Here is a 23,791-nt window from a genome sequence, read left to right on the forward strand (position 1 = left end):
TGTTTTTAATATAGTATTTATCATGTTTTTTGTCAATTCTATTTATATTTAATATAAAGATCTTCACTTCTTTTATTTGATTTTTTATTGACTTTTCTCCATTTTTCTCATTTTTACTCTAATTTACTATAAAAGTTATATTATAAAATCACTCATAACACTATTTGATACTTCTATTCCACGAGATGTCAAATATATTCTACCCCCATTACGAACTAATAATTCTTGTTTAATATTTTTATCAATTATGGTTCCATATACCTCGTCTATATCTTTTTTAAACCTCTCTTTAAATTCGCTTTCTTCTATTCCGCTAATCATTCTAAGCCCCATAAACATGAATTCTTCCATGTTATCATTTATATTATTTTTATAGATTTCATTTTCAACATTTTTATTATTATTTATATTTTTAATATAAAGTTCTATATCATCTATGTTTTTTATTCTTTTCCCATCAATATAAGAACTTGCTGAAGCTCCTAGTCCTAAATATTCATTTAATTTCCAATAAACTGTATTATGGTAACATTCTTTTTCATCTTTTGCAAAATTAGAAATCTCATATTGATTATATCCATTATCTTTCAAAAATTCTTTTGTGAGCAAATACATTTCTCTTTCTTCTTCTTCAGATGGTAAATTTAATTTATCTTTATTATATAAATTATAAAAACAAGTTCCCTCTTCAATTATTAGACTATATGCAGATATGTGTTCTGGATTAAATTCTATTATTTTCTCTAATGTTCTTCTCCAATCTTCTACACTTTGATTTGGCAATCCAAACATTAAGTCTATATTTATATTTGTAAATCCTACTTTTCTTGCCAATAAATAATTATTTTCAAATTCTTCAAGAGTATGAATTCTCCCGATTTCTTTTAAAAGAGATGATTTTGTAGATTGAAGTCCCATACTTATTCTATTTACATTATATTTTTTCATAATTTTTAGCTTATCTTCACTTAAACTACCTGGATTACATTCCATAGTAAATTCTAAATTTTCTTCTAATCTTAAAGTATTAATGCATTTTAAAAGCTTCTCTAATTCTATTTCATTTAAATAAGAGGGTGTACCACCTCCAATAAATATACTTTTAATTTTATAATTGCTAGATTTAGTTCTAATCTCCTTATTAAGTGCATTTACATACTCACTAATAAATTTTTCTTTTCCTGAATATGAGGGAAAATCACAATATAAGCATTTTTGCTTACAAAACGGAATATGTATATATAAAGATATTTCTTTTAAAAATAGTTCTTTCATCTTTTCTCCTCCTAATTAACACTTTTTAATACTTTTAGATAGGCTATATTTTAACAGAATGTTGCTATATGCATATATCAACAAATATTTAAAACATAGCCTTTAGACAAAAAAAGCTGACGTATTTGTCAGCTTTTTTCTTATGTTAATTTTTGGCTCTGTTTTAGCAGGGTGTTGATATATGCATATATCAACACACATTTAAAACAGAGCCTGATTTTTTAATCTACTTTTAATACTGCCATAAATGCTTCTTGTGGTACTTCAACAGAACCAACCTGTCTCATTCTCTTCTTACCTTCTTTTTGCTTTTCAAGTAATTTCTTCTTTCTTGAAATATCTCCACCATAACATTTAGCCAATACATCTTTTCTCATAGCTTTTACTGTTTCTCTTGCTATAATTTTTGAGCCAATTGCAGCTTGAATTGGAACTTCAAACATTTGTCTTGGAATTATTTCTTTTAACTTCTCAGCTATGCCTCTTCCTTTGCTATAAGCTCTTTCATCTGGAACTATCATTGATAATGCATCAACTACATCTCCATTTAATAAAATATCAAGCTTAACTAACTTAGTTGTCTTGTATCCTTTAAATTCATAGTCTAAAGATGCGTATCCTCTAGTTCTAGATTTTAATGTATCGAAAAAGTCATAAACTATTTCATTTAGCGGCATATCATAAGTTATTACTGCTCTTGTTTCTTCTATATATTGCATGTCTATATAAATTCCACGACGTTCTTGACATAATTCCATAACAGCTCCAACATAATCAGTTGGTGTAATTATAGATGCTTTTACCACTGGTTCTTCCATAAAATCTATTTCTGTCATTGGTGGTAAATTAGTTGGATTAGTAATATCCAATACTTCACCATTTGTCTTAGTAACCTTATATATAACTGATGGTGCTGTAGTAATTATATCTAAATTAAATTCTCTTTCAACTCTTTCTTGAATTATTTCCATATGCAATAATCCTAGGAATCCACATCTGAAACCAAAACCTAATGCGATAGATGTTTCAGGTTCAAAGTTTAATGCTGCATCATTTATTTGTAATTTTTCTAATGCTTCTTTTAATTCATCGTACTTTGCTCCATCTACTGGATATATTCCTGAATAAACCATAGGTATTGCTGGTTTATATCCTGGTAATGCCTTTCCTGTTGGTCTACTAGCTTCTGTTATAGTATCACCAACTCTTGCATCTCTAACATTCTTTATTGATGCTGTTATGTAACCAACGTCTCCTGCGCTTAATTCTGGAACTGCAAGCGCGCTTGGAATAAACACACCTACTTCAGTTACATCATAAACTTTGTTAGTTGCCATAAGTTTTATTTTATCACCTGGTTTTACTTTACCATCAAGTACTCTTACAATAGATACAACACCCTTATAACTATCATAATAAGAATCAAAAATCAAAGCCTTTAAAGGTGCTTCTTCATCTCCATCAGGTGGAGGTAAAGTTTCAACTATACTTTCTAAAACCTGTTCTATATTTAAACCTGTTTTTGCTGAAATCATAGGTGCACTTCCTGCATCTATTCCTATTACATCTTCAATTTCTTGTTTTACTTCTTCTGGTCTAGCTGAAGGTAAATCAATTTTATTTATAACTGGTGAAATTTCTAAGTCATTATCTAAAGCTAAATAGCAATTTGCTAAAGTTTGAGCTTGAATCCCTTGAGTTGCATCAACTACTAATAAAGCACCTTCACATGCTGCTAGACTTCTAGAGACTTCATATGTAAAATCCACATGTCCTGGAGTATCTATAAGATTAAATATATACTCTTCTCCATTCTCTCTCCTATAGACTAATCTAGCTGCTTGAGACTTTATTGTTATGCCTCTTTCTCTTTCAATCTCCATATTATCTAAGATTTGTTCTTCCATTTCTCTCTTAGTTAATGTTCCTGTTGTTTCTAACAATCTATCTGCAAGTGTTGACTTACCGTGATCGATATGTGCTACTATTGAAAAATTTCGTATATATTTTTGTCTTTCACTCATATATATAACTACCTTAATAAGGCAGTTTAGTCACCCCCATTGTATTTAAATAAAACCTTTTATTTTTTTCAAGTGCCTAAATTATATCATACATGTATTTAATATTTCTATATAAAACTTTTTCAAACCCTTTTATCTAAATATTATTCTTTAGATTTATGAGTAAAATTATACGCATTTTCTTTTAAACCAGTAAAATTAATACTAATTTTGTTATATAAATTTTTTAACTTCTGTGTAAAAATAGATTCTTCATTAATTCTTAAGTCCTTATTACCTATTCTGATCAACAATTGTTTATCTTGTTCTTTATAAATTTTAATTGTTGAATTATCTTTTATAAAATTTGAAAAGTCTTCTCCAAACTCTTCACTAACTAATTCGTAATTTTGCTTTGTATTTCCAAGTGGAGATAATGATTTTGTATTAATGATATTCACCTTTATAAGTCCACCTAATACAATTAAGATCAGCATAATTACTGGTAACATTCTTCTAAATATCCCGTGTTTTTTTTCTCTCATTTTAAAAGACCACCTTTAGATATATTTATCTAAATAATGGTCTTATTCCATTAATATTATTCATTAATCCCTATTTATTTAATATTTCAGCAATAACCCTTGCCATGCATCTTGCTGTAACTTTTGCTTCTTCAATTGAATTTACATTAGATCCCATTTCAAAAAGTAAGCTTCCATCACTTTTACTTTGATTAAATGCATTTTTTCCTCTATTATAAGTTAATATTTTTCTTGTTAATCCTGGAAATAGTTCTTCTGTCTTTTTAAATACTTGTTCTGTTAACGCTTTATTTTTATCATACCTTGTACTATTTTTAGCATTTACAAACATAATTTTAGCAGCTTCTGTCCCTTCAACTTTTGTAGTCATAGCACCTTTGTCAGGCACAGAATCTCTATGCAAATCTAATATAATTTTAAAATCACCATATTTTTTTAGATACTTATCTACCGTTTCACTTGATCTTGAATAACTATCATTATATGAAACGCTATGATTTGTTTTATCATGTATTACTGAAATTCCATAGTTCTCTTCTAATTCTTTTGCTAATACATCTCCAACGCCAACTACATTTGCATTTTCATCAGTAGTATCAGCAGGAGCCTCTGCATAATTTTCAGTTGTATGTGTATGATAAATTAAAATTTCAGGTTTAGATACATTTAGTTCCTTTTTTAAGGATGCATCATAAATCTTACTATTTAATGATTTTTCATTTGATGAAAATTTTAATATACTGTCTTCATTTACGCTAAATTGATTAAATGTTAATGTAGACTCATCATTTCTATCTATATTATTAAAAAAGCCAACTTCGCTTTTTAATATATTCTCATATGTTAACCCGTCCAAACCAACTGATTTTAATAAAACATTTTTTAAAGATAAGTTATTTTCCGCATAACTTTCTTCATTATAAACTTGTTCTTTTACTATTGGCATACCTAAGTTTAATAATTGAACATATGCATATCCACCTCTCTCATTACATTGCTTCAATACACTGCCAACCCTTAGAAAAAATATAAACACTATAATAATTAATAATATTAGTCCACTGTTAATTCTGGAAAGAAACTTAGTTCTTGCATTCTGTTGTTTAAAATTTTTTCTTCCTAATGTAAGTTTATACAAGTTAACCCCCCCTTGCTTCTTTTATATTTATATTAATAAATTTACATAATTATTATCTTTATTTATAAAATTATTAATTTTATAAAAACAAAAAGTGGCTAAGCCACTTTTAATTTAAAAACTTATTTATATCTTCCATTTCCATATCAGGTTGAAGCGCCATATTTACACCATTAGATATAATTTTAGATAATGCCTCAATAATCATATCTACCTCTTTTGGTGCTACTATTAATTCACCAACATTAGCAGATAAAACCTCTTTTATAAGAAGTTTCTTTTCTGATTTATCAATATCTTTTAACATATTATAAAATTCTTTTCCTGATGAAGATTTGCTTATTAATTCATCTATAACTAAATCTATTGAGTCACTAGCAATTGTAGCTGCATCAACAACTGTTGGTACACCTACTGCAATTACTTTTACACCTAAAGTTTTTTCACTTATTTCTTTTCGGTTATTTCCAACACCTGCACCTGGAGATATTCCCGTATCTGAAATTTGAATTGTTCTGTTAACTCTTTCTATACGTCTTGAAGCTAATGCATCTATGCAAACTACCACATCAGGTTTAACTTTATCAACTAAAGATTTTATAATTTCTCCGGTTTCAATGCCTGTTATACCTAATACACCTGGTGCTATAGCACATACAGGCCTTACGGAATCATCAATAGCCTCAGGCATAACAACTTGCAAATGTCTAGTTACCATTATTTTTTCTGCAACTTTAGGTCCTAAAGCATCTGGTGTTACTTGCCAATTTCCAAGACCAACTACTAGTGCTGTTTGCTTTTCCTCTAAATTAATAAGTCTTTTTAATATTTTTCCTAAAACCTTAGAAACATCATCCATTATTCCACCATCATAAACTGTAAATTCTGGAATATCCATTGTTATATAATTTCCTACAGGTTTACCCATTTTTTTAGCTCCATCTTCATTTTCTATCTTTACTGTAGTAAATTTTATATCCCCCTCTTTTTCTTCTTCTGCAATAACTCCATCAATTTCTCTATTATGTTTTTTTATATACATTTCCCTTGATTCAATTGCCAAATCTGTTCTAATATCCATTGTTACCTTACCTCCATATATCAAGTTATTCTTATTTTTAGCTAGATTTTTCTTATAAAAATCGCCTTTCTCTATCTGAATCTTAGAAGAACTTATCCACATGCAACCCATTGATTATCTCATATATTACAAAATAAGATTATTGTTAATGGTAGCAATCAGATAAATGCTTAATACTATTATTTTTCCTATATGTTTAAATTTAATACTTGAATTACATAACTTTCAATGTTATAATAAGGTTTGTTGAAATTAAACGTTGAGCAGATTTCCCCGAAAACTGCTTAGGCCCTATAAAACTTTAAGGGGGTGAATCAAGAATGGCAAACATAAAATCAGCAAAAAAGAGAATTAAAGTTACTGAAACTAAAACTTTAAACAATAGAATGATTAAATCAGCGTTAAAAACTGTAATTAAAAAGTTTGAAGCTGCTGTAGCTGGTAACAATGTTGAAGAAGCTAAAACTGCTTTCGTAGCAGTAACTAAGTCTTTAGATGTGGCTGCTTCAAAAGGTGTTGTTCACAAAAACATGGCTGCAAGAAAGAAATCTAGATTAGCTGCGAAATTAAACGCTATGGCGTAATCTAATAAACCCACCATTTTTGGTGGGTTATTTATTTTCTTATCTTTTTACTGTTAAAGTATTAATAAGTAACAATTCCATTTCCATAGTCTTATCTAGTCCACTAGATTTTAAATTATTTTCTGTATTAACACACAATTTAACAAGTTCACTTAATTGTTTTTCTGTAAATTTACTACTTTGTGCAACTAATTTTTCACAAACAAACTGTGGTAATCTTAATTCTGTCATGAAATTATTTATCTTTTTCCCTTGTCTTAATCCAGTTTTTATATCATAAAGTTTGATAAAATGTCTTTGAATATTACTTATTATTAACATATGTTGATCTGATTTATATAAAATTTCCTTCATTACATCCATTGCACGCTCTATTTTTCTTTGTGCTATTAATTCAACTAAATCAAATACATCATCTTCTCCAGATGATGATATTAACATATCAATATCTTTTTTAGTTATTTCTCTTCCATCTGTATATGAAATCAATTTATCAATTTCTCTTTTTATTATGTCAAAATTATTTTGCACTTTTTCTGCAAAATATATAAGTTCTATTTTCCCTATATTCTTTTTATTTATTTTAAATAAATCATTTATTTTCTTAATATAAGAGTCTCTTCTTAATTTATCACAATGTACAACTGGTATTAATTTATCTAATGAATTTAACTTTTTATTCTTATTAGGTTTTTCCCTTTTATCATTAAATAAATAATACATTATTAAAATAGTATACGGTGGCATGTCAGAAGCATATTTCAACATACTTTTATAAGTCTTATTGGATGCTTCATCACTTTTATCTTTCAAAAAATTAGCTCTGTATACAATGACAACTTTTTTATCACTCATCATTGGAAAAGTTTCACATGCATTCATAATTTCATCATAATTTGTTTTCATACCATCTATTCTTATTAAATTAAGATTATCTTTATCATTTCCTATAGTCTTATTAAGTATTGAGTTTATAGAATCCTTTATAAGCTCTTCATCTAATCCACAAAATATATATGAATTTTTTATATTTCCTTTTTCAATTTCTCTTTCAAAAACTTCATAATTAATCAAAGTAAAATCCGCCTTCCTATACTTCACATCTAAAATAGCACTTTACCTTTAAATAATATAATTTTATTTATATTATTATCGCTAAAATTTATTATATCATAATCCTTAGAATTAACTTTTGTATTATTAGTTTTAAGAATATAATTTTTATCATCAACCTTTAATACACAATTATTTTTATATTTTTTTATTTTAGCTTTATCACCTATATTTATAATTCCATTTTCTCTATATGTTTTTGTAGCAAAAGTCATATTTTTTAATTTTTTTATATCTATATTATTTTTATTTGTTACAAGTACTCTATCACCTTTATAAGTAATTAAAAAAGAACCTTCATTATAATATTGTATTTTAGGTAACGGACTATATAGTTCAATGGTTATTGCTACTATAAATAAAATAGGTAAATAAATAAATTTATATTGATTATTTTTTACAAAATATAAACTTATTAAAATGCTCATATAAAATATAGCTATATATTCATTACCATTGATTATAGGTAATGAATAATACTCTAATTTATCTAATGTCCAGTCAAACCATTTCAATATAACTAAATTAATATAACTACAAAAATCAAATAAGCTAGGTATAACATATGTAACTGGTAAAATATTGCCACATATAACTATTAAATTAATAAACGGCATTAAAAATAAATTTCCCAATATAAAATTGATAGAAAAATCTTTGAACACTAAAACTAAATATGGAAAAGTAAAAATTTCAGCTGATAAACTAATACTTAAAGTATTTCTTAACACCTTAGGCAATTTATAAAACTTATAATTAAGTTTCTTATTATACAAAATTATTCCTAGTGTTGCCAAATATGATAAATGAAATGAGACTTCAAAAACAGCATAAGGTCTCATAAGTAAGAGTACTATTCCAGATATGCTTAATGCTGAGATAGAATTATTATTTCGTTTCAATAAGTGACTTAATTCCAATGTGCTCAGCATTAAAAATGCTCTAATACTTGAATAATTACTGCCAGTAAATAAAACATATATTATAGTAAATATCAAACCTAGCTTAATTCCTAAAAATCTTTTTAGAACACTATATACTATAGCAACATGTAATCCTGAAACACTAATTGCATGTATTATTCCAAAGCTTTTCATATACTCCTTATCTTCATCATCCAAACACTCTGAATAACCAAATGCAATAGATGAAATAAGTCCTGCCTTTCTTTTGCCAATATTTTCTTCTAGCATTTGATATACTTTATTTTTAATATTATACAGTTTACTTATAAAATCATCATCGCTTTTTTGTAAATTATTTATAAAAAGAGTTCCCACTATCCCCTTTTGTTTAATATCGTTATCTTTTAATGTTCCTTTTACATTAAATTTATCGCCTTGAGTTAACTCATCTTTTAAATTTTCTATTATAATTTTTTTACCATTATAACATCCTATTGTTTCATATGAATTATTCTTTAATATTCTTACTTGTGCATCTACATTGGAATTAATATTGTAATAAGAAAAATTAATAAATAATCCAATTGCAAAAATTAAGCTAATTATAAATATAAAGTTAATTCCACAATAATAAAAAACACATATTAAAAAAAAGCCAACAATAAAAATTGTAAGCTTCTTAAAATCAGAAAACAATCCAAAAGTAATTGAACTCAATATTAGCGTTATAAAAATATATACTATTGGATTGGCTATTTCTTCAATTCTTTTTGTGTTCAAATAGCTCACCTCATCAATGAGTTTTGCCACTTTTTAAATAAAATTTCAAACACAAGTAAAAATACTACTATTATAGCTGAAATAATCATGCAGTTATTTGTTATAACTACTTGTTTTAACATAAATGTTGCTCCTAATGATACTATTGCTAAAACTAAAGATATTATCATTAATTTTCTTTCTATTGATGAGTGCCTTAGGCTTATATTGCTATTAAATGCAATAAATACAATTCCACCTAAAGACATTGTTAACAATGAAATTAAATATCTACTATTATCTTTTAATATATATGTTGATATTAATGTTATTGCACTTAATAACATTGATCTACCTATCACTTCTTTCCTGCTTATATCCATTCCATCTTTCAATAATAAAATTAATGCAAGTGGTACACTTAAAATTATATTTATAAATAATATATTAAAAATATCTAATGATTCCGATATTCCAACCATTGAAGACAATAATAAAGTTATTATTTGTGTTAAAACCAATGTATAAATACCTTTAAATGTTCTATTAATATTATGATTTAATTTTGTTGCATAATCTTTTATCTTAAAAAATCCATCTAAATAATTTTCTTTTATATAAACATCGGATATTTTCTTAACTAATAAAGAAGGTTCTCCTTTAGCTATACCAACATTAGATAAATTTAAACTTGGTAAATCCCCCAAATTTTCTCCTGTTGCTGATACTTTATATCCATCTTTATTAAATAGAGCTATTATTTGAGACTTTATTTCAGGATTTATTCTGGAAAATACTCTTACTTTATTTAATAAATCTTTTAATTCTTTAGAACTTAATGTATTTAATTCTATTCCTGATACAACTTGTTCATTTTTATATATAAGTCGTGCTTTTTTTGCTGTTGTGATAGCACTGATTTTATTTTCTTCTGTAAATAGAATTGGAATTATACCATTATCCTTTATTTTATTAACTCTTTCTTCAATATCTTCTTTAAGTGGATTTTCTAAAGCAATAATACCCACAAAAACCATATTACTTTCTATATTTTCATCCGTTGATGGTTGATAACTAAAATTTCTATATGCAAAGGCTTCCGTTATTAAACCTTCTGCTGAAAATTTTATATCAATTTCTTTTATTTTAGATTTTTCTTCATCAGTAAGTTCTTTCTCTACTCCATCTACCATAATATGAGTACATCTTTCTAATACCGAATCTAAATTACCACGTGAATTAGCTCTATACCATCTTTTTATTCTATTCAAAACTGTTATCATTTTTTTATCAAAATCCATAGGTATTTCAATAATTCTAAGATTTTGATTATCTAAAATTGATTTATATACTTTCTTTTTAGACGCATATTCTAAATATGCTATCTCAGCTAAGTCACCTGAACCATTATTATTTTCAACATTATAAATAGAATTATTACATAATAACGATATATCTAATATTCTCGTAATATTTATATCCTTAGAATATTCGACATTCTCAGATAAAGATATTTCATTATTAGTAAATATTTTTTTTACTATCATTTTTTCTTGAGTTATTGCTCCAATTTTATCTAAACACATTATATTAATATTATTTATTAAATCAAAAGTAGAAAAATTTATAATATTAATATCTTGTTTTAAAAATAATTCAGAAATATATTTAACAGCTAGTGCTATAATTAAAAAAACTGGTAAACATCCAATTATAAAAAATCCAGTATATAAATCACTTATGTCTTGTTTTACTAAATTAATACTTATCATTCCGCATATTAATATTAGGAAACTATACAACAGATACTTTCCCCATTGTTTTTGTGTTTTGTTTAATAGGGTGTTCTTTCTATTGCTTGCATATGTAAGCATTGCTAAAAGTCTTCCAAGTTGAGTAGAATTCCCTATTGAAATTACTATACCTTCCCCATTGCCTTCTTTTATTACAGAACCTTTAAAAAGTATATTGTTCATTTCACTAAGTGAATTTATTCCACCGCTTATTTTACTTTCGAATTTCTCTTTAAAAAATGTCTCCCCAGTAATATTTTTTTCATCTACTTTTATATTGTTAGCTTTTATTATTCTTATATCAGCAGGAATCAAGGAATCTTTTTTAAAAATTACTATATCGCCTATTAATATATCTTCTGCTTTTATTATTTGTTGTAGACCATCTCTTACTACAGTAGCCGTAGCAAAGTTCAACTTTTCTAAAAAGCCAATTTCCTTATCTTTTCTAATGTTATAAAACATAAGTGCTGCAGTATTTATAATTAAAAATCCTAATATAATAAATTTATAATTATTAAAATTCAATACAAATAATAAAATTGTAAGTATTAAATATATTAATATATGTACTTGTTTAAATATACTTAGTATATTCTTAGATACTCTATTCCCACTTGGTAATTCTATCTTATTACTTCCATACTTTTCTTTTCTTACTACACACTCACTACTATTAAGTCCTTTTTGTATATTACTGTCTAACATTTCAACAACTTGAAGCCATGTACTTTTACAATATTTGTCCAAAAAATCCCCCCACCTAACTAATAATTAAATAAATAATAAACCAGCCTATAAACTGGATTATTATTTATTAATTATAGTATAAATGTTAGTAGATTAAAAATAAAGTTAAAAATCTACTCTTTTGTTTTAGGGTTGAATATTAGAGCCATTAAATAACCAAAGAAAATAGCAGCAGTTATCCCTCCAGCAGCACCTTTAATACCTCCAGTAAAGGCTCCTAGTAATCCTATTTCTTTTACTTCTTTTATTGCAGCTTTAGCTAATAAATTTCCAAATCCAGGTAAAGGCACAGTAGCTCCTGCACCTCCTATCGCAACAATTTTATCATATATTCCAAAAGCACCTAATATTGCCCCAATTGTAACAAATAAAACTAATATTCTACCTGGTGTTAACTTTGTTGTATCCATTAATATTTGTGCTATTATACATATAATTCCACCAGTTATAAAAGCACTTAAATAATCCATATATGTATTCTCCTTTCAAAAACTTATTTCATTTCTATTGCAACTGCATGTGCTATACCTGGTATACTCTCTCCTTGAAGAGATGAAGTTGGACTCATTAAAGCTCCTGTAGATACTAAGAGTACATTCTTTATTTCTTTTCTCATTAATTTTTTATAAAATTCTCCTGCAAATACAACTGCTGAACATCCACATCCACTTCCTCCTGCAGCAGTTTTTTGTTGTTCATTATTAAAAATTGCTTCTCCACAATCAATATGATTAGATCTTATATCAAAACCATATTCCGATATTAATTTGTCTGCTAACTCTTTTCCTACACTCCCTAAATCACCTGTTGCTATAACATCGTAAAATTCTGGTTTTCTTCCTGTATCATTAAAATGACTTACTAATGTATCTACAGCCGCTGGAGCCATTGCAGCTCCCATATTATTAGGATCTTTTTGACCATAGTCTTTTACTTTTCCAGTAGTTACATAAGTTACCTCTGGGAATTTTCCTTCATGCCCCAATACTAGTGCACCTGAACCTGTTACAGTCCATTGACAAGTAGCACATCTTTGGCATCCATATTCTAGAGGAAATCTAAATTGTCTTTCAGCTGAACTAAAATGAGATGACGTTGCAGCTACTACATGATCTGCACATCCAGAGTCCATTATTATAGATGCTAAACTTAATGATTCTGTCATAGTAGAACATGCTCCATATAATCCAAAAAAAGGTATATCAAATTTTCTTGCTGCAAAGCTCGAAGATATTATTTGATTTAATAAATCTCCAGCAAAAAGATAATCTATATTACATTCCTGTAAATTAGCTCTTGACAAAGCCTCTGTTATAGCTGTAAACATCATTTCACTTTCAGCTTTTTCAAAACTATCTTTGCCACAAGTATCATCATTTAATATTTGATCAAAATACTCCTTTAAAGGTCCTTCACCCTCTTTAGGTCCTACTATGGAGTAAGCAGAAATTATTTTAGGTGGATTTGTTAATTTAACTGTTTGAGATCCTATTTTCTTACTATCTATTTTCATATTTACACCTACCTCAATTAACAAACTATAGTAATTAATCTTAATATCTAATTAATATAAAAAACAAAGTGGTTGTTCCACACTTTTTTAGTTGAGAGTGGAGAGATTAGAGTTAAAAGTTTTGGTAGAAAGTCATAAAGACTTTCCAAAATATATGTTTTTTAAATTCCAATATAGAATTTTCTCCTTCACTCTACACTTTCCACTCTCAATTCTCAACTAATATTTACTCATAAATCTAGATTTTATCAACTTTTATAACTATAAATCTATATAATAACTTTTTATTTTAAAAAATAGACATTATATAATACACAATACCTATAATTACAGACGTTCCTATACCATATACAAGAACTGGACCTGCAATTGTAAACATTTTGGATGCTACTCCAAAAACAAAACCTTCTTTTTTAAATTCTATAGCTGGAGATACAATTGCATTTGAAAAGCCTGTTATTGGTACTACTGTTCCTGCACCTCCAAATTGTGCTATCTTATCATATATCCCTACACCTGTTAATAATGCACCAAAGAAAATCATAGCTATAGAAACAATTGTTTTTACTTCATCTTCTGGCAAACCTAATGTTGCTATATAATTATTTATAAATTGTCCTATAGTACAAATTATTCCTCCAACAAAGAAGGCTTTCGCACAATCCTGAAGTATTTTGGGCTTTGGTTCAATTTGCTTAGCCATCTTTTCATATTTTTGTCTTATGATTTTTTCATTTCTTTTTTTCAATATTTATCACTTTGCTACTTGTAAATATAAACTTGTAGCATTCTCCTTTCTTTTTTATTTTTATATATCCATACATAAGTATTATTTGTAAATTTAGAAAATTTAATTATGTTAATTTGTTCCTTATTATCATTCGCCTAAAACTATTGTATATAGATCCCTTAAATATAATTTATTTCAATTTTAAACCACACAATTTTCAAAACAAAATTACTGATATAATTTCCTAAAGAAAATAAAAAAACAGATGATTGTCTCATCTGTTTTTTTATATTTTTTATAAAAATCACCATTTTAATTTCTATTCCTCTAATTTCTCTCGCATTTTTAAAAGTACCTTTTTTTCAATTCTTGATACTTGAACTTGACTTATACCAAGCAATTTAGCTACTTGGACTTGTGTCTTATCTTTAAAATATCTTAATACTATAATCTGCCTGGCTTTTTCATCTAGACTTCTTAACGCCTCTTTTAGTGCTATTTTATTTATCATTCCAATATCATCTTCACCTTTTTCACTTAACTTATCTATAAGCAATACAGGTGCTCCATCATCTTGATGAATTGTATCATAAAGATATTGTAGACTGTTAGCTGATTCTATAGCAAATATTATTTCTTCTTTATCTACTCCAGAATATTCTGCAAGTTCATCTATAGTAGGACTACGATTTAATTTTTTAGTTAATTCTTCTTTTGTAAAGTGTATACGCTTTGCTAAGCTTTTCACATTACGACTGACTTTTATCATCCCATCGTCTCTTAAAAATCTTTTTATCTCTCCAATGATCATAGGTACTGCATAAGTTGAAAATTTAACATTGTAACTTAAATCAAAATTATTTATGGCCTTTACGAGTCCAATAGATCCTATTTGAAATATGTCCTCATAGTCATATCCTCTATTTAAAAATTTCTTACTTATAGAAGCTACTAGTGGTAAATTCATCTCTATTAATCTATTCATAGCTTCAGAATCACCGTCTTTAGCTAAAGGTAATAATTGTGAATTATCATTATAATTATATTCCTCTCTATTAAAATTCTCTGTTCCCATATTTTTCCCCTAACTTAATATGTTAAATTTTTTCTTCATTCTAACCCTTGTACCCTTTTCCTTTTCACTTTCAACTAATAACCCATCCATAAATGTTTCCATAACAGTAAAACCCATTCCTGATCTTTCCAAATCAGGACGTGATGTATATAATGGCTCCATCACTTTCGGTATATCTTCAATACCTTTTCCATGATCCGTAATCTCAATGGTAACTTCTCCATCACGAATTTCAACTTCAATTTTAATAATTCCATTTTCCTTATTTTCATATCCGTGTATTATAGAATTAGTTACTGCTTCTGATACTGCTGTTTTCACATCACTTATCTCATCTATAGTTGGATCTAATTGAGCGATAAATGCAGCTACAGCTACTCTTGCAAAAGCTTCATTTTGAGATTTACTTACAAACTCCAAATTCATTTTATTTTCATACACAATAAATCCCTCCATCTTAAATGCATCTTACTGCCTCATCTACAGTTTCATAATGTTTAATTATTTTATATAATCCTGTTAATTCAAATACTTTATTTACGCTTTCCTTTATATTGCAAATACAGAGAGCGCCACCTTTACTATTAAGTTTTTTATTTCTTGCAACAACTACTCCAATTCCAGAACTGTCCATAAAACTCACTCCAGAAAAGTTTAAAATTAATTTTTGTATATTATCTCTATCGATTCTATCGTCAATTCTAACTCTAACTTCTTCTGCACTATGATGATCTAACTCCCCAATCATAGTGACTATTAAAATTTCATCATACTTATCAAATTTTAAATCCATATAAAAATACTCTAAAATTTTTCTTAGAGTAATTCACCTCCTTAGTTTTCTTTACCATATTTTAACATACTATTTTATGCACCGTCAATTTGTTTTATTACATTTTATTCTATTTATTCAATTTTATATAATAAAAATGAAATATCTCAATGACATTTTAATCAAAAGTGTAAAGATTATAGTTAAGAGCTAAAGTGCTTTGCTAAAACATAACGAAAAAATAAGTACTAAGCTTATTTTTTTAACTTAGTACTTATTTTTTTACTTCTTCTTTTTACTTGGTTTATATTTGGCTATCTCTTCTTCTATAATCTTAAAAAATGTCTTAACAGTTTCACCTTCATTTAGTATAAGAACTTCTATTGCATCTTCAAGGACATCCATTGTATAAATATGAAAATCACCATTACTAATACTCTCTTCCACTTCTTTTTCTAAGATTAGTTCATCTTTATTCATACTAGGAATCAATACACCTTTGCCACTAATATTATCTATAGTCTTACATACAGTATAAAAGCCTTCAATCTTTTCATTAACCATTCCTATTGGCTGTACTTCTCCAAATTGATTTATTGATCCTGTTACTGCAATATTTTGTTTTATCGGTCTTTTACTAATGGCTGAAAGCATGCATATTATTTCTGCAACAGAAGCACTATCACCTTCAACTAGTGAATACGTTTGTTCAAAACTCAACTGAAAATCTACTGGTAAGCTTTCATAAGGACTCAATAAAGTATTTATTAAACCTCTTAAAATTACAATAGATTTTTCATGAATATTTCCACTTAATTTGCATTCATTATGAACATCAATTATTCTACCACTGCCTTGAAATGCTAAACAAGTTATTCTCATAGGTCTTCCCAAGCTAAATAAACTTGTGCCAATAACCGCTAATCCATTAATAGATCCAACCTTTTCACCTTTAATAGCTATTAATATTTTATTATTCTTATAACTTTCTAGCATCTCTTCTTTAATATCTTTATCATCACAATGATAGCTACTAATAACATCATCTCTAATTACAGAGAATCTCCCCTCACTATTTGCTTTATCATTAGCTAGATATAATATTCTATCAATATAGTAATTATCCACAGAAATCTTATTTCTATCCCCTATAATTCTAGATAAATATTTAAAAATTTCTTCTATTGATTCTTGATCCATATCTAAAAGATTTTCATTTTTTGCTTTATTTTTTATATAATTTGCAACTAAACTTCTTGATGCATCATTACATTTCAATTGATTTTCCATTTCAACTTTAAATGGGAATATTCTTTTAAATTCTTCGTCTTTCTCGTGAAGTATACTAAATGCCTCATAATCACCTATTAAAATAACTTTCACATTAATTGGTATAGACTCAGGTTTTAAGCCTTCTAAAGATAGAACATCTAAATAATTTTTTGTATAACTATAGTCTATTTTTCCAAGCATTAGTATTTTCTTTAAATAATAATAACTATACCCACTAGATAGTAATGAATTAAGATTTAAAATTAAACAACCTTCATTAGCTTTTAATAAGCTTCCAGGATGTATTAACTCTATGTCTGGCAAATATCCTCCATTACTATTCTTATATTCAATATTTCCAATCAAATTATTTATTGTGGGATCTTCTTCAAAAATAACTCTTGGATGTGGTATATTTTTATTATCCACAAGAACTCTAACTTCAAATTTTGTGAAAATATCATCTATATATTGCTGATCCTCTTCTAGACTTACTGTATAGCATTCAACTATCTGCTCTTCAATCCAATCAAACATTTGAGAAAGATACATACAAGTAAATTTATCAGTTACAAATTCAAATAATAAATCTTCCTTCATTTCTTTCATTTCTTTTTTAAGATATTTTTCATAAATAACTCTTAATTCATTAATTGATTTAATTTCAAGTGCAGTTAGCTTATCTAGTACAACTTGTGCTTCCTTTTTCAATTCTGATACTTGTTCCTTGATTACCCCCTGTTCGTCATTTTCCAATTCATCATACTCATCTTCTGTCATCTCATTTCCTTGAGATTTTAATGGAATAAATACAAAACCACCATTTGTTGCTTTTACTTCAAAATTATTTTCCTTTGCTTTTTTCATTAAATTAGAAATACACTCATTCCTTTGTTCCTTGGTTTCTTCAAGTAACTCCTCTTTTTCCTTATCAGATGAGCCATTATAAAATTCTATTACACAATCAAAATATTGATTCTTTATATCGTCAATTTGTTCTTTTAATAGTGTTCCTTTTCCACTTGGTAAAAATAAAACTTTTGGATTTAATATATCTTCAGTAGTAACATAGCATATATCTTTAGGTGCACTTTCCTCTTCGTATATCTTTGAAATATAATCCATCAAGTCAGTTAATTTATTCATTGCAAATGAATCAATATAATATAAGTTGTATCCATTTTTCTTAATTTTTAAAGCTCTTTTTATATCATTTAATCTTGAAGTAACTTCTGGTAATTCTGCAAGACGTTCTTTCTCAGATAATTCTTTAAAAGAACATTTAAATATAACTTCACTTGGAGTTAATTCATTTTTCATAAACCATATCCACTTCGAAGTTTTTTTCTATAACTTAAACTGTGATTAAATCTTCAAAAGTAGTTTCCTCCTTAAATTAGTAGTATATTAATATTAATATTCTTCAACTGAAAAAATAGAGATAGTTTTTTATTTTTTCTCCATATTTTAATATATTATTTACTACTAATTTTTTATAATTAAGCTAAAACTTCATTAAAAACTCCTTGATTTTTACTTATTAAGAACGAATATGTACTAAATGCTAATAATTCGTCCAAATATTTTATATTTTCCTCTTCCATACTCATAAATACAATAACTAAAGCAAGTATATTTCTAAATCCTTTATCTATATAAAATTCATATTCAAGTTCTTCATCACATAAATATTCTACAACTTCCTTCATTTTTCTTATGATTTCATGTACATCTTGTTTTTTTACCAAAACTCCTAGTACACTCAAAAATTGATTACTTATCTTGAAATCATTTTTTTCTAAGGATTTTAACAGTTCTTCAGCCTTGCAGGTTGCATCTTCATAACCATTTAACAGTATTGTATTAGTCAATCCTTGTACGCTATTATTAGAGAATAAATCCAAATGTAAAACATAATTAAAAACTTGTTCCATATATTCAGTTATAGAATTAAATTCATTACAATTTATTGCTAATAGCGTACAGAATAAATAATCATCCTCTTTTGTTACGTTTCCATATTTAGATTTTATTATTTTAAATATTTCTTTAGTTTTATAAATTATATCTTGCCTATTTTCTTTATCTACATATTTTACTATTGAATATGCCGATAAAACTAAATAGCCACAATCTTTTAAATTTTCTTCTAATAATGACTCAAATACACCAATTATTTCATCAATTAAATCTGTTTTATCTTTTTTATCATTCATCACTGATATTAAAAATGATAATATATATAGCATATCCCCTCTAAACGAAGACATTCTAGACGTTTTATCTTTAATAAATTTTCTTATATATTTAATTTCATCAAATTTAATTTCTTTATTATAATATCCATTAAGTAAAGAAGAAAAATGATTAATATAATCTCCATCATATCTTAATGTTTCTTTAGCATTAAGATAGTTATTCACTGTAGTATCACAAACTATTCTGGTATTCGTATCTATTATGATCTCCCCCTAGTTTTTTACTAATCTATTAATTACTTTCTTTATTTAATTATATAATGTCTTTATGACATATTTGTGTCTAAATTTATTATTTAATTATTAATAAATAACATCTTTCTTAATTATATATATGAATTAGTAAGTTTTTAGGGTATGTCTAATAGTATTAATTAGTTTATTATATCTATCTAATTTTGCTTCTTATTTCATTAATAGTTGAACTTATTGAATCTAGTGTATTTAACTTTTCAGTAAGTTGTTTTATTATATCTTGATAGTTTTTCTCTCTCTCTTCTTGTCTTAAGTCTCTATTTTCTTGTGCTTTTAATATATAAACTATAAGAACACAACTTAAAATTGTCCAAACTCCTTGAGTTGCAGCTATTTTTATTAATTGATCAAACATAAATTGCCTCCCTATATAATATATTCTTTAAAAATTTCAAAGCTTGTCTTTTAGATTTATTTACTGCTTGTCTTGATATTTTTAATCTTTCTGCAATTTCCTTATCTGATAACTGTAAATAAAACTTTAAAAAAATTATTTTCTTTTGTTTAGGCTTTAATAATGAAATCAAATCCTTAAATATTACATTTGAATATTCATCATTGTTAATATTTTTGTCTAGTACATTTAAAAGTTCTTCATCGGAATTATAAGTTATAAAGGTTCTATACGAATTTATTTTATAATATAAATTTATTGATTTATTCTTAATGCATCTTCTCATATATTTTAATATTTCTTCATCATCATTAAACTTTTTCAAATCCAATTGTAAGGCAAGTTCATATAAATATATAATCAAATCTGTAGATGCTTCTGGATATTTTAACTTATAACTCAAATAATTAATTTTAGAATTAAAATGAGACACTATATCCATAAAATTATTGGATTGTTCTTGAAATAATTTCATTTTTTTTAATAAATCTGTAGGCATACGATCACTCCTTAAGTTGCTTTAACTCCATAACAAGAGCTTTATATACCTACTAAAAGTAAAAATATAAAAAAAATGTAAACCTATTTTTTCAATTTATGTATTTTTATTCAAACAAAATTCTACAAAAACAAATATAATAGTTCTATATTTGATAAATATTATTATGAAAATTATAATTTATCCTCCTAAATATTCCATCAAAATCCAATAATTGTTACTCAAACTTTACAATTACCAACATAAATAGTTATTAAAGTAAATAAAACTCAATGCTTTTAAATGTTTTAAATTAGAATAATCAATTTAGGCGCATGAAAATAAATAACAATATTATGTTTAATAGCTATTTTAATTTCATCATGTAAATTTTCAAAACTAAAAAAAAGCAGCATATAACTTTGTATAAAAACAAACTTATATACTGCCATCTCTATTTTTATTAATCCCTTATTATATTTAAATTTTCACCATTTAATATTTTCTTCATTGTCCTCATGGAACACATTTTACCACACATAGTACATGTTTCTTCATCATGTGGTTTTGACTCTTCTCTATATTTTTTAGGTTTTGTTGAATCCATAGCGAGTTCCATCATCTTTTCCCAATTAAGCTCTGCTCTTTCCTTACTCATCTTATCATCCCAAACTTTAGCTCTTGGTATTCCTTTAGCTATATCTGCTGCATGAGCTGCTATCTTGGTTGCAATAATACCTTCTTTCATATCATCTAAATTAGGTAATCTTAAATGTTCCGCTGGTGTTACATAACATAAAAAATCAGCTCCATAAGTTGCCGCAATAGCCCCACCTATTGCAGATGTTATATGATCATAGCCTGGTGCTACATCTGTAACTAATGGTCCTAGCACATAAAATGGTGCTCCATGACATAGCTTCTTTTCAAGAATCATATTAGCTTCAATTTCATTTAAAGGCATATGTCCTGGACCTTCTATTATTATTTGAACATTTTTTGCCCATGCTCTTTTTGTTAATTCCCCCATTGTTATTAATTCTTTAATTTGAGATGCATCCGTAGCATCATTTATTGACCCTGGTCTACACGCATCTCCTAATGAAATTGTAATATCATATTTAGCACATATATCTAGTAATCTATCAAAATGCTCATAAAATGGATTTTCCTTATTATTTAATTCCATCCATGCAAATAATAAAGAACCACCTCTTGAAACTATATTAGTTAACCTTTTATTTCTTTTTACAGTTTCTATGGCTTCCTTATTTAACCCTGCATGAATTGTTATAAAGTCAACTCCATCTTGTCCATGTTTTTCTACTACTCTAAAAAATTCATCTACAGTTATATCCTTTAATTCCTTATCATAAAATCCTAATGCATCATATATTGGAACTGTTCCTATCATAGCTGGTGACATATCAATTATTTTTTTTCTTAACCCTTCAGTTTTTCCATAATTAGAAAGATCCATGATAGCTTCTGCTTTCATTTCAATTGCTGTACGAACCTTTTCTAATTCCATCTCAAAATTTTGACAATCCTTTGAAATACCTAAATTAACATTTATTTTAGTTCTTAAACCTTGTCCAACGCCCTCTGCACTTAAACTCTTATGATTTTTATTAGCAGGTATTGCAATTTTACCTTGTGCTACTAACTCTCTCAAATCCCCTACATTAATATTTTCTTTTTTTGCTACTAAATTCATTTCAGCTGTAATAATTCCTTTTTTAGCAGCATCCATTTGTGTTGTATAACTCATAAAAAAAAATCCTCCCTTATTATAAAAATTAGATAATTTTTCTAAGGGGGATAACCTAAATAAATAACAACCTGTCTTTTCTAATCACAATATATTATATATAAATTTCATTTCTTTAAAACATAGCATTCTAGGAATTATACTCAGATTTAAAATTTTTATAAATTCCTAAAGAAGAACAAAATCGCTAAGGCGACTTTGGAGCCGTCGATTTTTTTAGCCATGCGCCCTTTCCAAACGCAGTGCAGGAATAATGGTGCGGCATATGATTATTTTTTATTCTTTAGGGGTACTCATAATACCTTTAAAACACATTATTTTAAAAGTTATCCACAAATTTTTTAATAATATAAATTCCTAAAGAATAAAAAAAGCTTGCACTAAGCAAGCATAAAATACCACTACATATAAATATATACAGTAAGTAAATAAGCTTCCCTACGATGGTACTAACCATATCAGGTTATTAGAGTTAGGATATCCTTCTCAGCCGTTAAAAACGGCACCCCTAGCAAAATATTCTATTTTAATTAATTATATCTAAATAATTCACTTATTTCAACTTATAATTTTATTTATAAAAATTGCTATGAAACATATTATTTTAATAATCACAAATACTATATGAATTAATTAGATTTTACATGTCACTTTAAAATACAATCAAATGCTAATATGTATGGTACTTAATAAACTATTATGATATAATAAGCTAGATATAATAGGTTTTTTATTTTAATTGATAAATATATTCTTATTAAAAAGGAGAGTCATAAATGGGTTTAAAAGAAAAATTTTCTGGAAAATTTAATAAGTATTTTCAAGACGCATATCTTGAAAAGTATGGAGATAGAATTACAAGTACATCTGGAACTGTTTTATCAGTAAAGGTTTTTGAAAAAAGTTACTTTATATTTCATAAGTTATTAGTTGAAATGGTAGTTAAACCTGAAGTTGGTAGATCTGTTGTTAAATGTTTTTATAAACAAAATAAATGGTTTAAAAAAACCGAATTTATTACTGTATCTCAAGGCCATAAAGTAATAATAATGGGTGTTAAAGGCGAGAAAATAAAGAAAAAAGATACTACAGAAGCTATTCAAATAATGAATGTATTAAATCTTACAACTAAAAAAGACTTAATACCTGTTGACCATAGTGAATTAAAAAAATCACGTCAACAAGCTACTAAAATGATGAGAAGATAATTTTATTAATTTACACATGAAAACAAAAGTACCAATTGAAAATCTCAATTGGTACTTTTTTATTACCTTGTTGTATAGCATATGCTAATGTTAACCTTGTAGTGTAAGAGCGCAGTGGC

At 26.6% G+C, this 23,791-nt stretch carries 21 protein-coding genes and 1 riboswitch; of the genes, 2 read left to right on the forward strand and 19 right to left on the reverse strand.

Annotated features, from left to right (window positions below):
* Positions 1–135: 135 nt before the first annotated feature.
* The 5 genes from hemW to gpr all read right to left on the reverse strand — a co-directional run bounded on the left by hemW (position 136) and on the right by gpr (position 6,042).
* Positions 136–1,275 (reverse strand): radical SAM family heme chaperone HemW, encoded by a 1,140-nt coding sequence (gene hemW / locus NG901_RS04755; protein ID WP_252212604.1) that lies wholly within the window; start codon positions 1,273–1,275, stop codon positions 136–138.
* A gap of 221 nt (positions 1,276–1,496) precedes the next feature.
* The gene (lepA, locus tag NG901_RS04760; RefSeq protein ID WP_252212605.1) at positions 1,497–3,299 is read right to left on the reverse strand and encodes a translation elongation factor 4; all 1,803 of its coding nucleotides are present in this window, start codon (positions 3,297–3,299) and stop codon (positions 1,497–1,499) included.
* A 143-nt stretch (positions 3,300–3,442) separates the two neighbouring features.
* A complete protein-coding gene (locus tag NG901_RS04765; protein ID WP_252212606.1) occupies positions 3,443–3,823 on the reverse strand; it encodes a sporulation-related protein NgaS in 381 nt (126 codons plus the stop codon).
* Between the two features lie 70 nt (positions 3,824–3,893).
* A complete protein-coding gene (locus tag NG901_RS04770; RefSeq protein ID WP_252212607.1) occupies positions 3,894–4,961 on the reverse strand; it encodes a stage II sporulation protein P in 1,068 nt (355 codons plus the stop codon).
* 109 nt (positions 4,962–5,070) lie between these two features.
* Positions 5,071–6,042, reverse strand: coding sequence for a GPR endopeptidase (gene gpr / locus NG901_RS04775; protein ID WP_252212608.1), 972 nt, complete (start codon positions 6,040–6,042; stop codon positions 5,071–5,073).
* Positions 6,043–6,362: 320 nt separating this feature from the next.
* On the opposite strand from gpr, the gene rpsT reads away from it, so the two are divergent.
* Positions 6,363–6,626 (forward strand): 30S ribosomal protein S20, encoded by a 264-nt coding sequence (gene rpsT / locus NG901_RS04780; RefSeq protein ID WP_252212609.1) that lies wholly within the window; start codon positions 6,363–6,365, stop codon positions 6,624–6,626.
* A 39-nt stretch (positions 6,627–6,665) separates the two neighbouring features.
* Here rpsT and holA read toward each other — a convergent pair whose 3' ends face one another.
* The 14 genes from holA to thiC all read right to left on the reverse strand — a co-directional run bounded on the left by holA (position 6,666) and on the right by thiC (position 22,464).
* Complete coding sequence (holA, locus tag NG901_RS04785) at positions 6,666–7,700, reverse strand: DNA polymerase III subunit delta (RefSeq protein WP_252212610.1); 1,035 nt, start codon at positions 7,698–7,700, stop codon at positions 6,666–6,668.
* A 29-nt stretch (positions 7,701–7,729) separates the two neighbouring features.
* Entirely contained in the window at positions 7,730–9,424 is a 1,695-nt protein-coding gene (locus NG901_RS04790; protein ID WP_252212611.1) for a ComEC/Rec2 family competence protein, read from the reverse strand.
* A 5-nt stretch (positions 9,425–9,429) separates the two neighbouring features.
* Positions 9,430–11,946, reverse strand: coding sequence for a P-type ATPase actuator domain-containing protein (locus tag NG901_RS04795; RefSeq protein ID WP_252212612.1), 2,517 nt, complete (start codon positions 11,944–11,946; stop codon positions 9,430–9,432).
* A 113-nt stretch (positions 11,947–12,059) separates the two neighbouring features.
* Positions 12,060–12,416, reverse strand: coding sequence for a stage V sporulation protein AE (gene spoVAE, locus NG901_RS04800; RefSeq protein WP_252212613.1), 357 nt, complete (start codon positions 12,414–12,416; stop codon positions 12,060–12,062).
* Positions 12,417–12,439: 23 nt separating this feature from the next.
* Positions 12,440–13,459: a stage V sporulation protein AD gene (gene spoVAD, locus NG901_RS04805; RefSeq protein WP_252212614.1), complete on the reverse strand. Its 1,020-nt coding sequence runs from the start codon at positions 13,457–13,459 to the stop codon at positions 12,440–12,442.
* A gap of 289 nt (positions 13,460–13,748) precedes the next feature.
* Positions 13,749–14,207: a stage V sporulation protein AC gene (gene spoVAC / locus NG901_RS04810; RefSeq protein WP_286673994.1), complete on the reverse strand. Its 459-nt coding sequence runs from the start codon at positions 14,205–14,207 to the stop codon at positions 13,749–13,751.
* 301 nt (positions 14,208–14,508) lie between these two features.
* The gene (gene sigF / locus NG901_RS04815) at positions 14,509–15,264 is read right to left on the reverse strand and encodes an RNA polymerase sporulation sigma factor SigF (RefSeq protein WP_252212615.1); all 756 of its coding nucleotides are present in this window, start codon (positions 15,262–15,264) and stop codon (positions 14,509–14,511) included.
* A gap of 9 nt (positions 15,265–15,273) precedes the next feature.
* Entirely contained in the window at positions 15,274–15,705 is a 432-nt protein-coding gene (spoIIAB, locus tag NG901_RS04820) for an anti-sigma F factor (RefSeq protein ID WP_252212616.1), read from the reverse strand.
* Positions 15,706–15,721: 16 nt separating this feature from the next.
* Positions 15,722–16,057, reverse strand: coding sequence for an anti-sigma F factor antagonist (spoIIAA, locus tag NG901_RS04825; protein ID WP_252212617.1), 336 nt, complete (start codon positions 16,055–16,057; stop codon positions 15,722–15,724).
* Positions 16,058–16,318: 261 nt separating this feature from the next.
* Positions 16,319–18,628: an AAA family ATPase gene (locus NG901_RS04830; protein WP_252212618.1), complete on the reverse strand. Its 2,310-nt coding sequence runs from the start codon at positions 18,626–18,628 to the stop codon at positions 16,319–16,321.
* Between the two features lie 179 nt (positions 18,629–18,807).
* Positions 18,808–19,731, reverse strand: a complete 924-nt coding sequence (locus NG901_RS04835) for a DUF4003 family protein (protein ID WP_252212619.1) — start codon at positions 19,729–19,731, stop codon at positions 18,808–18,810.
* Between the two features lie 223 nt (positions 19,732–19,954).
* Complete coding sequence (locus NG901_RS04840) at positions 19,955–20,176, reverse strand: BhlA/UviB family holin-like peptide (RefSeq protein WP_252212620.1); 222 nt, start codon at positions 20,174–20,176, stop codon at positions 19,955–19,957.
* Positions 20,169–20,714, reverse strand: coding sequence for an RNA polymerase sigma factor (locus tag NG901_RS04845; protein WP_252212621.1), 546 nt, complete (start codon positions 20,712–20,714; stop codon positions 20,169–20,171). The genes NG901_RS04840 and NG901_RS04845 overlap by 8 nt, the downstream gene beginning before the upstream one ends.
* A gap of 442 nt (positions 20,715–21,156) precedes the next feature.
* Entirely contained in the window at positions 21,157–22,464 is a 1,308-nt protein-coding gene (gene thiC, locus NG901_RS04850; RefSeq protein ID WP_252212622.1) for a phosphomethylpyrimidine synthase ThiC, read from the reverse strand.
* Positions 22,465–22,882: 418 nt separating this feature from the next.
* Positions 22,883–22,984, reverse strand: a riboswitch (TPP riboswitch).
* A gap of 256 nt (positions 22,985–23,240) precedes the next feature.
* Between thiC and NG901_RS04855 the strand changes: the two genes are divergently transcribed.
* Complete coding sequence (locus NG901_RS04855) at positions 23,241–23,672, forward strand: hypothetical protein (RefSeq protein ID WP_252212623.1); 432 nt, start codon at positions 23,241–23,243, stop codon at positions 23,670–23,672.
* Positions 23,673–23,791: the final 119 nt, after the last annotated feature.

The organism is Clostridium sp. CMCC3677, assembly GCF_023845585.1.
Taxonomy (GTDB): Bacteria; Bacillota; Clostridia; order Clostridiales; family Clostridiaceae; genus Clostridium; species Clostridium aquiflavi.

Bases quoted from the DNA above. Each gene is read 5' to 3' on its own strand.
- hemW (WP_252212604.1), bottom strand. From the start codon at position 1,275: ATGAAAGAACTATTTTTAAAAGAAATATCTTTATATATACATATTCCG.
- lepA (WP_252212605.1), bottom strand. From the start codon at position 3,299: ATGAGTGAAAGACAAAAATATATACGAAATTTTTCAATAGTAGCACAT.
- NG901_RS04765 (WP_252212606.1), bottom strand. From the start codon at position 3,823: ATGAGAGAAAAAAAACACGGGATATTTAGAAGAATGTTACCAGTAATT.
- gpr (WP_252212608.1), bottom strand. From the start codon at position 6,042: ATGGATATTAGAACAGATTTGGCAATTGAATCAAGGGAAATGTATATA.
- rpsT (WP_252212609.1), top strand. From the start codon at position 6,363: ATGGCAAACATAAAATCAGCAAAAAAGAGAATTAAAGTTACTGAAACT.
- spoVAE (WP_252212613.1), bottom strand. From the start codon at position 12,416: ATGGATTATTTAAGTGCTTTTATAACTGGTGGAATTATATGTATAATA.
- spoVAD (WP_252212614.1), bottom strand. From the start codon at position 13,459: ATGAAAATAGATAGTAAGAAAATAGGATCTCAAACAGTTAAATTAACA.
- sigF (WP_252212615.1), bottom strand. From the start codon at position 15,264: ATGGGAACAGAGAATTTTAATAGAGAGGAATATAATTATAATGATAAT.
- spoIIAA (WP_252212617.1), bottom strand. From the start codon at position 16,057: ATGGATTTAAAATTTGATAAGTATGATGAAATTTTAATAGTCACTATG.
- NG901_RS04830 (WP_252212618.1), bottom strand. From the start codon at position 18,628: ATGAAAAATGAATTAACTCCAAGTGAAGTTATATTTAAATGTTCTTTT.
- NG901_RS04840 (WP_252212620.1), bottom strand. From the start codon at position 20,176: ATGTTTGATCAATTAATAAAAATAGCTGCAACTCAAGGAGTTTGGACA.
- NG901_RS04845 (WP_252212621.1), bottom strand. From the start codon at position 20,714: ATGCCTACAGATTTATTAAAAAAAATGAAATTATTTCAAGAACAATCC.
- thiC (WP_252212622.1), bottom strand. From the start codon at position 22,464: ATGAGTTATACAACACAAATGGATGCTGCTAAAAAAGGAATTATTACA.
- NG901_RS04855 (WP_252212623.1), top strand. From the start codon at position 23,241: ATGGGTTTAAAAGAAAAATTTTCTGGAAAATTTAATAAGTATTTTCAA.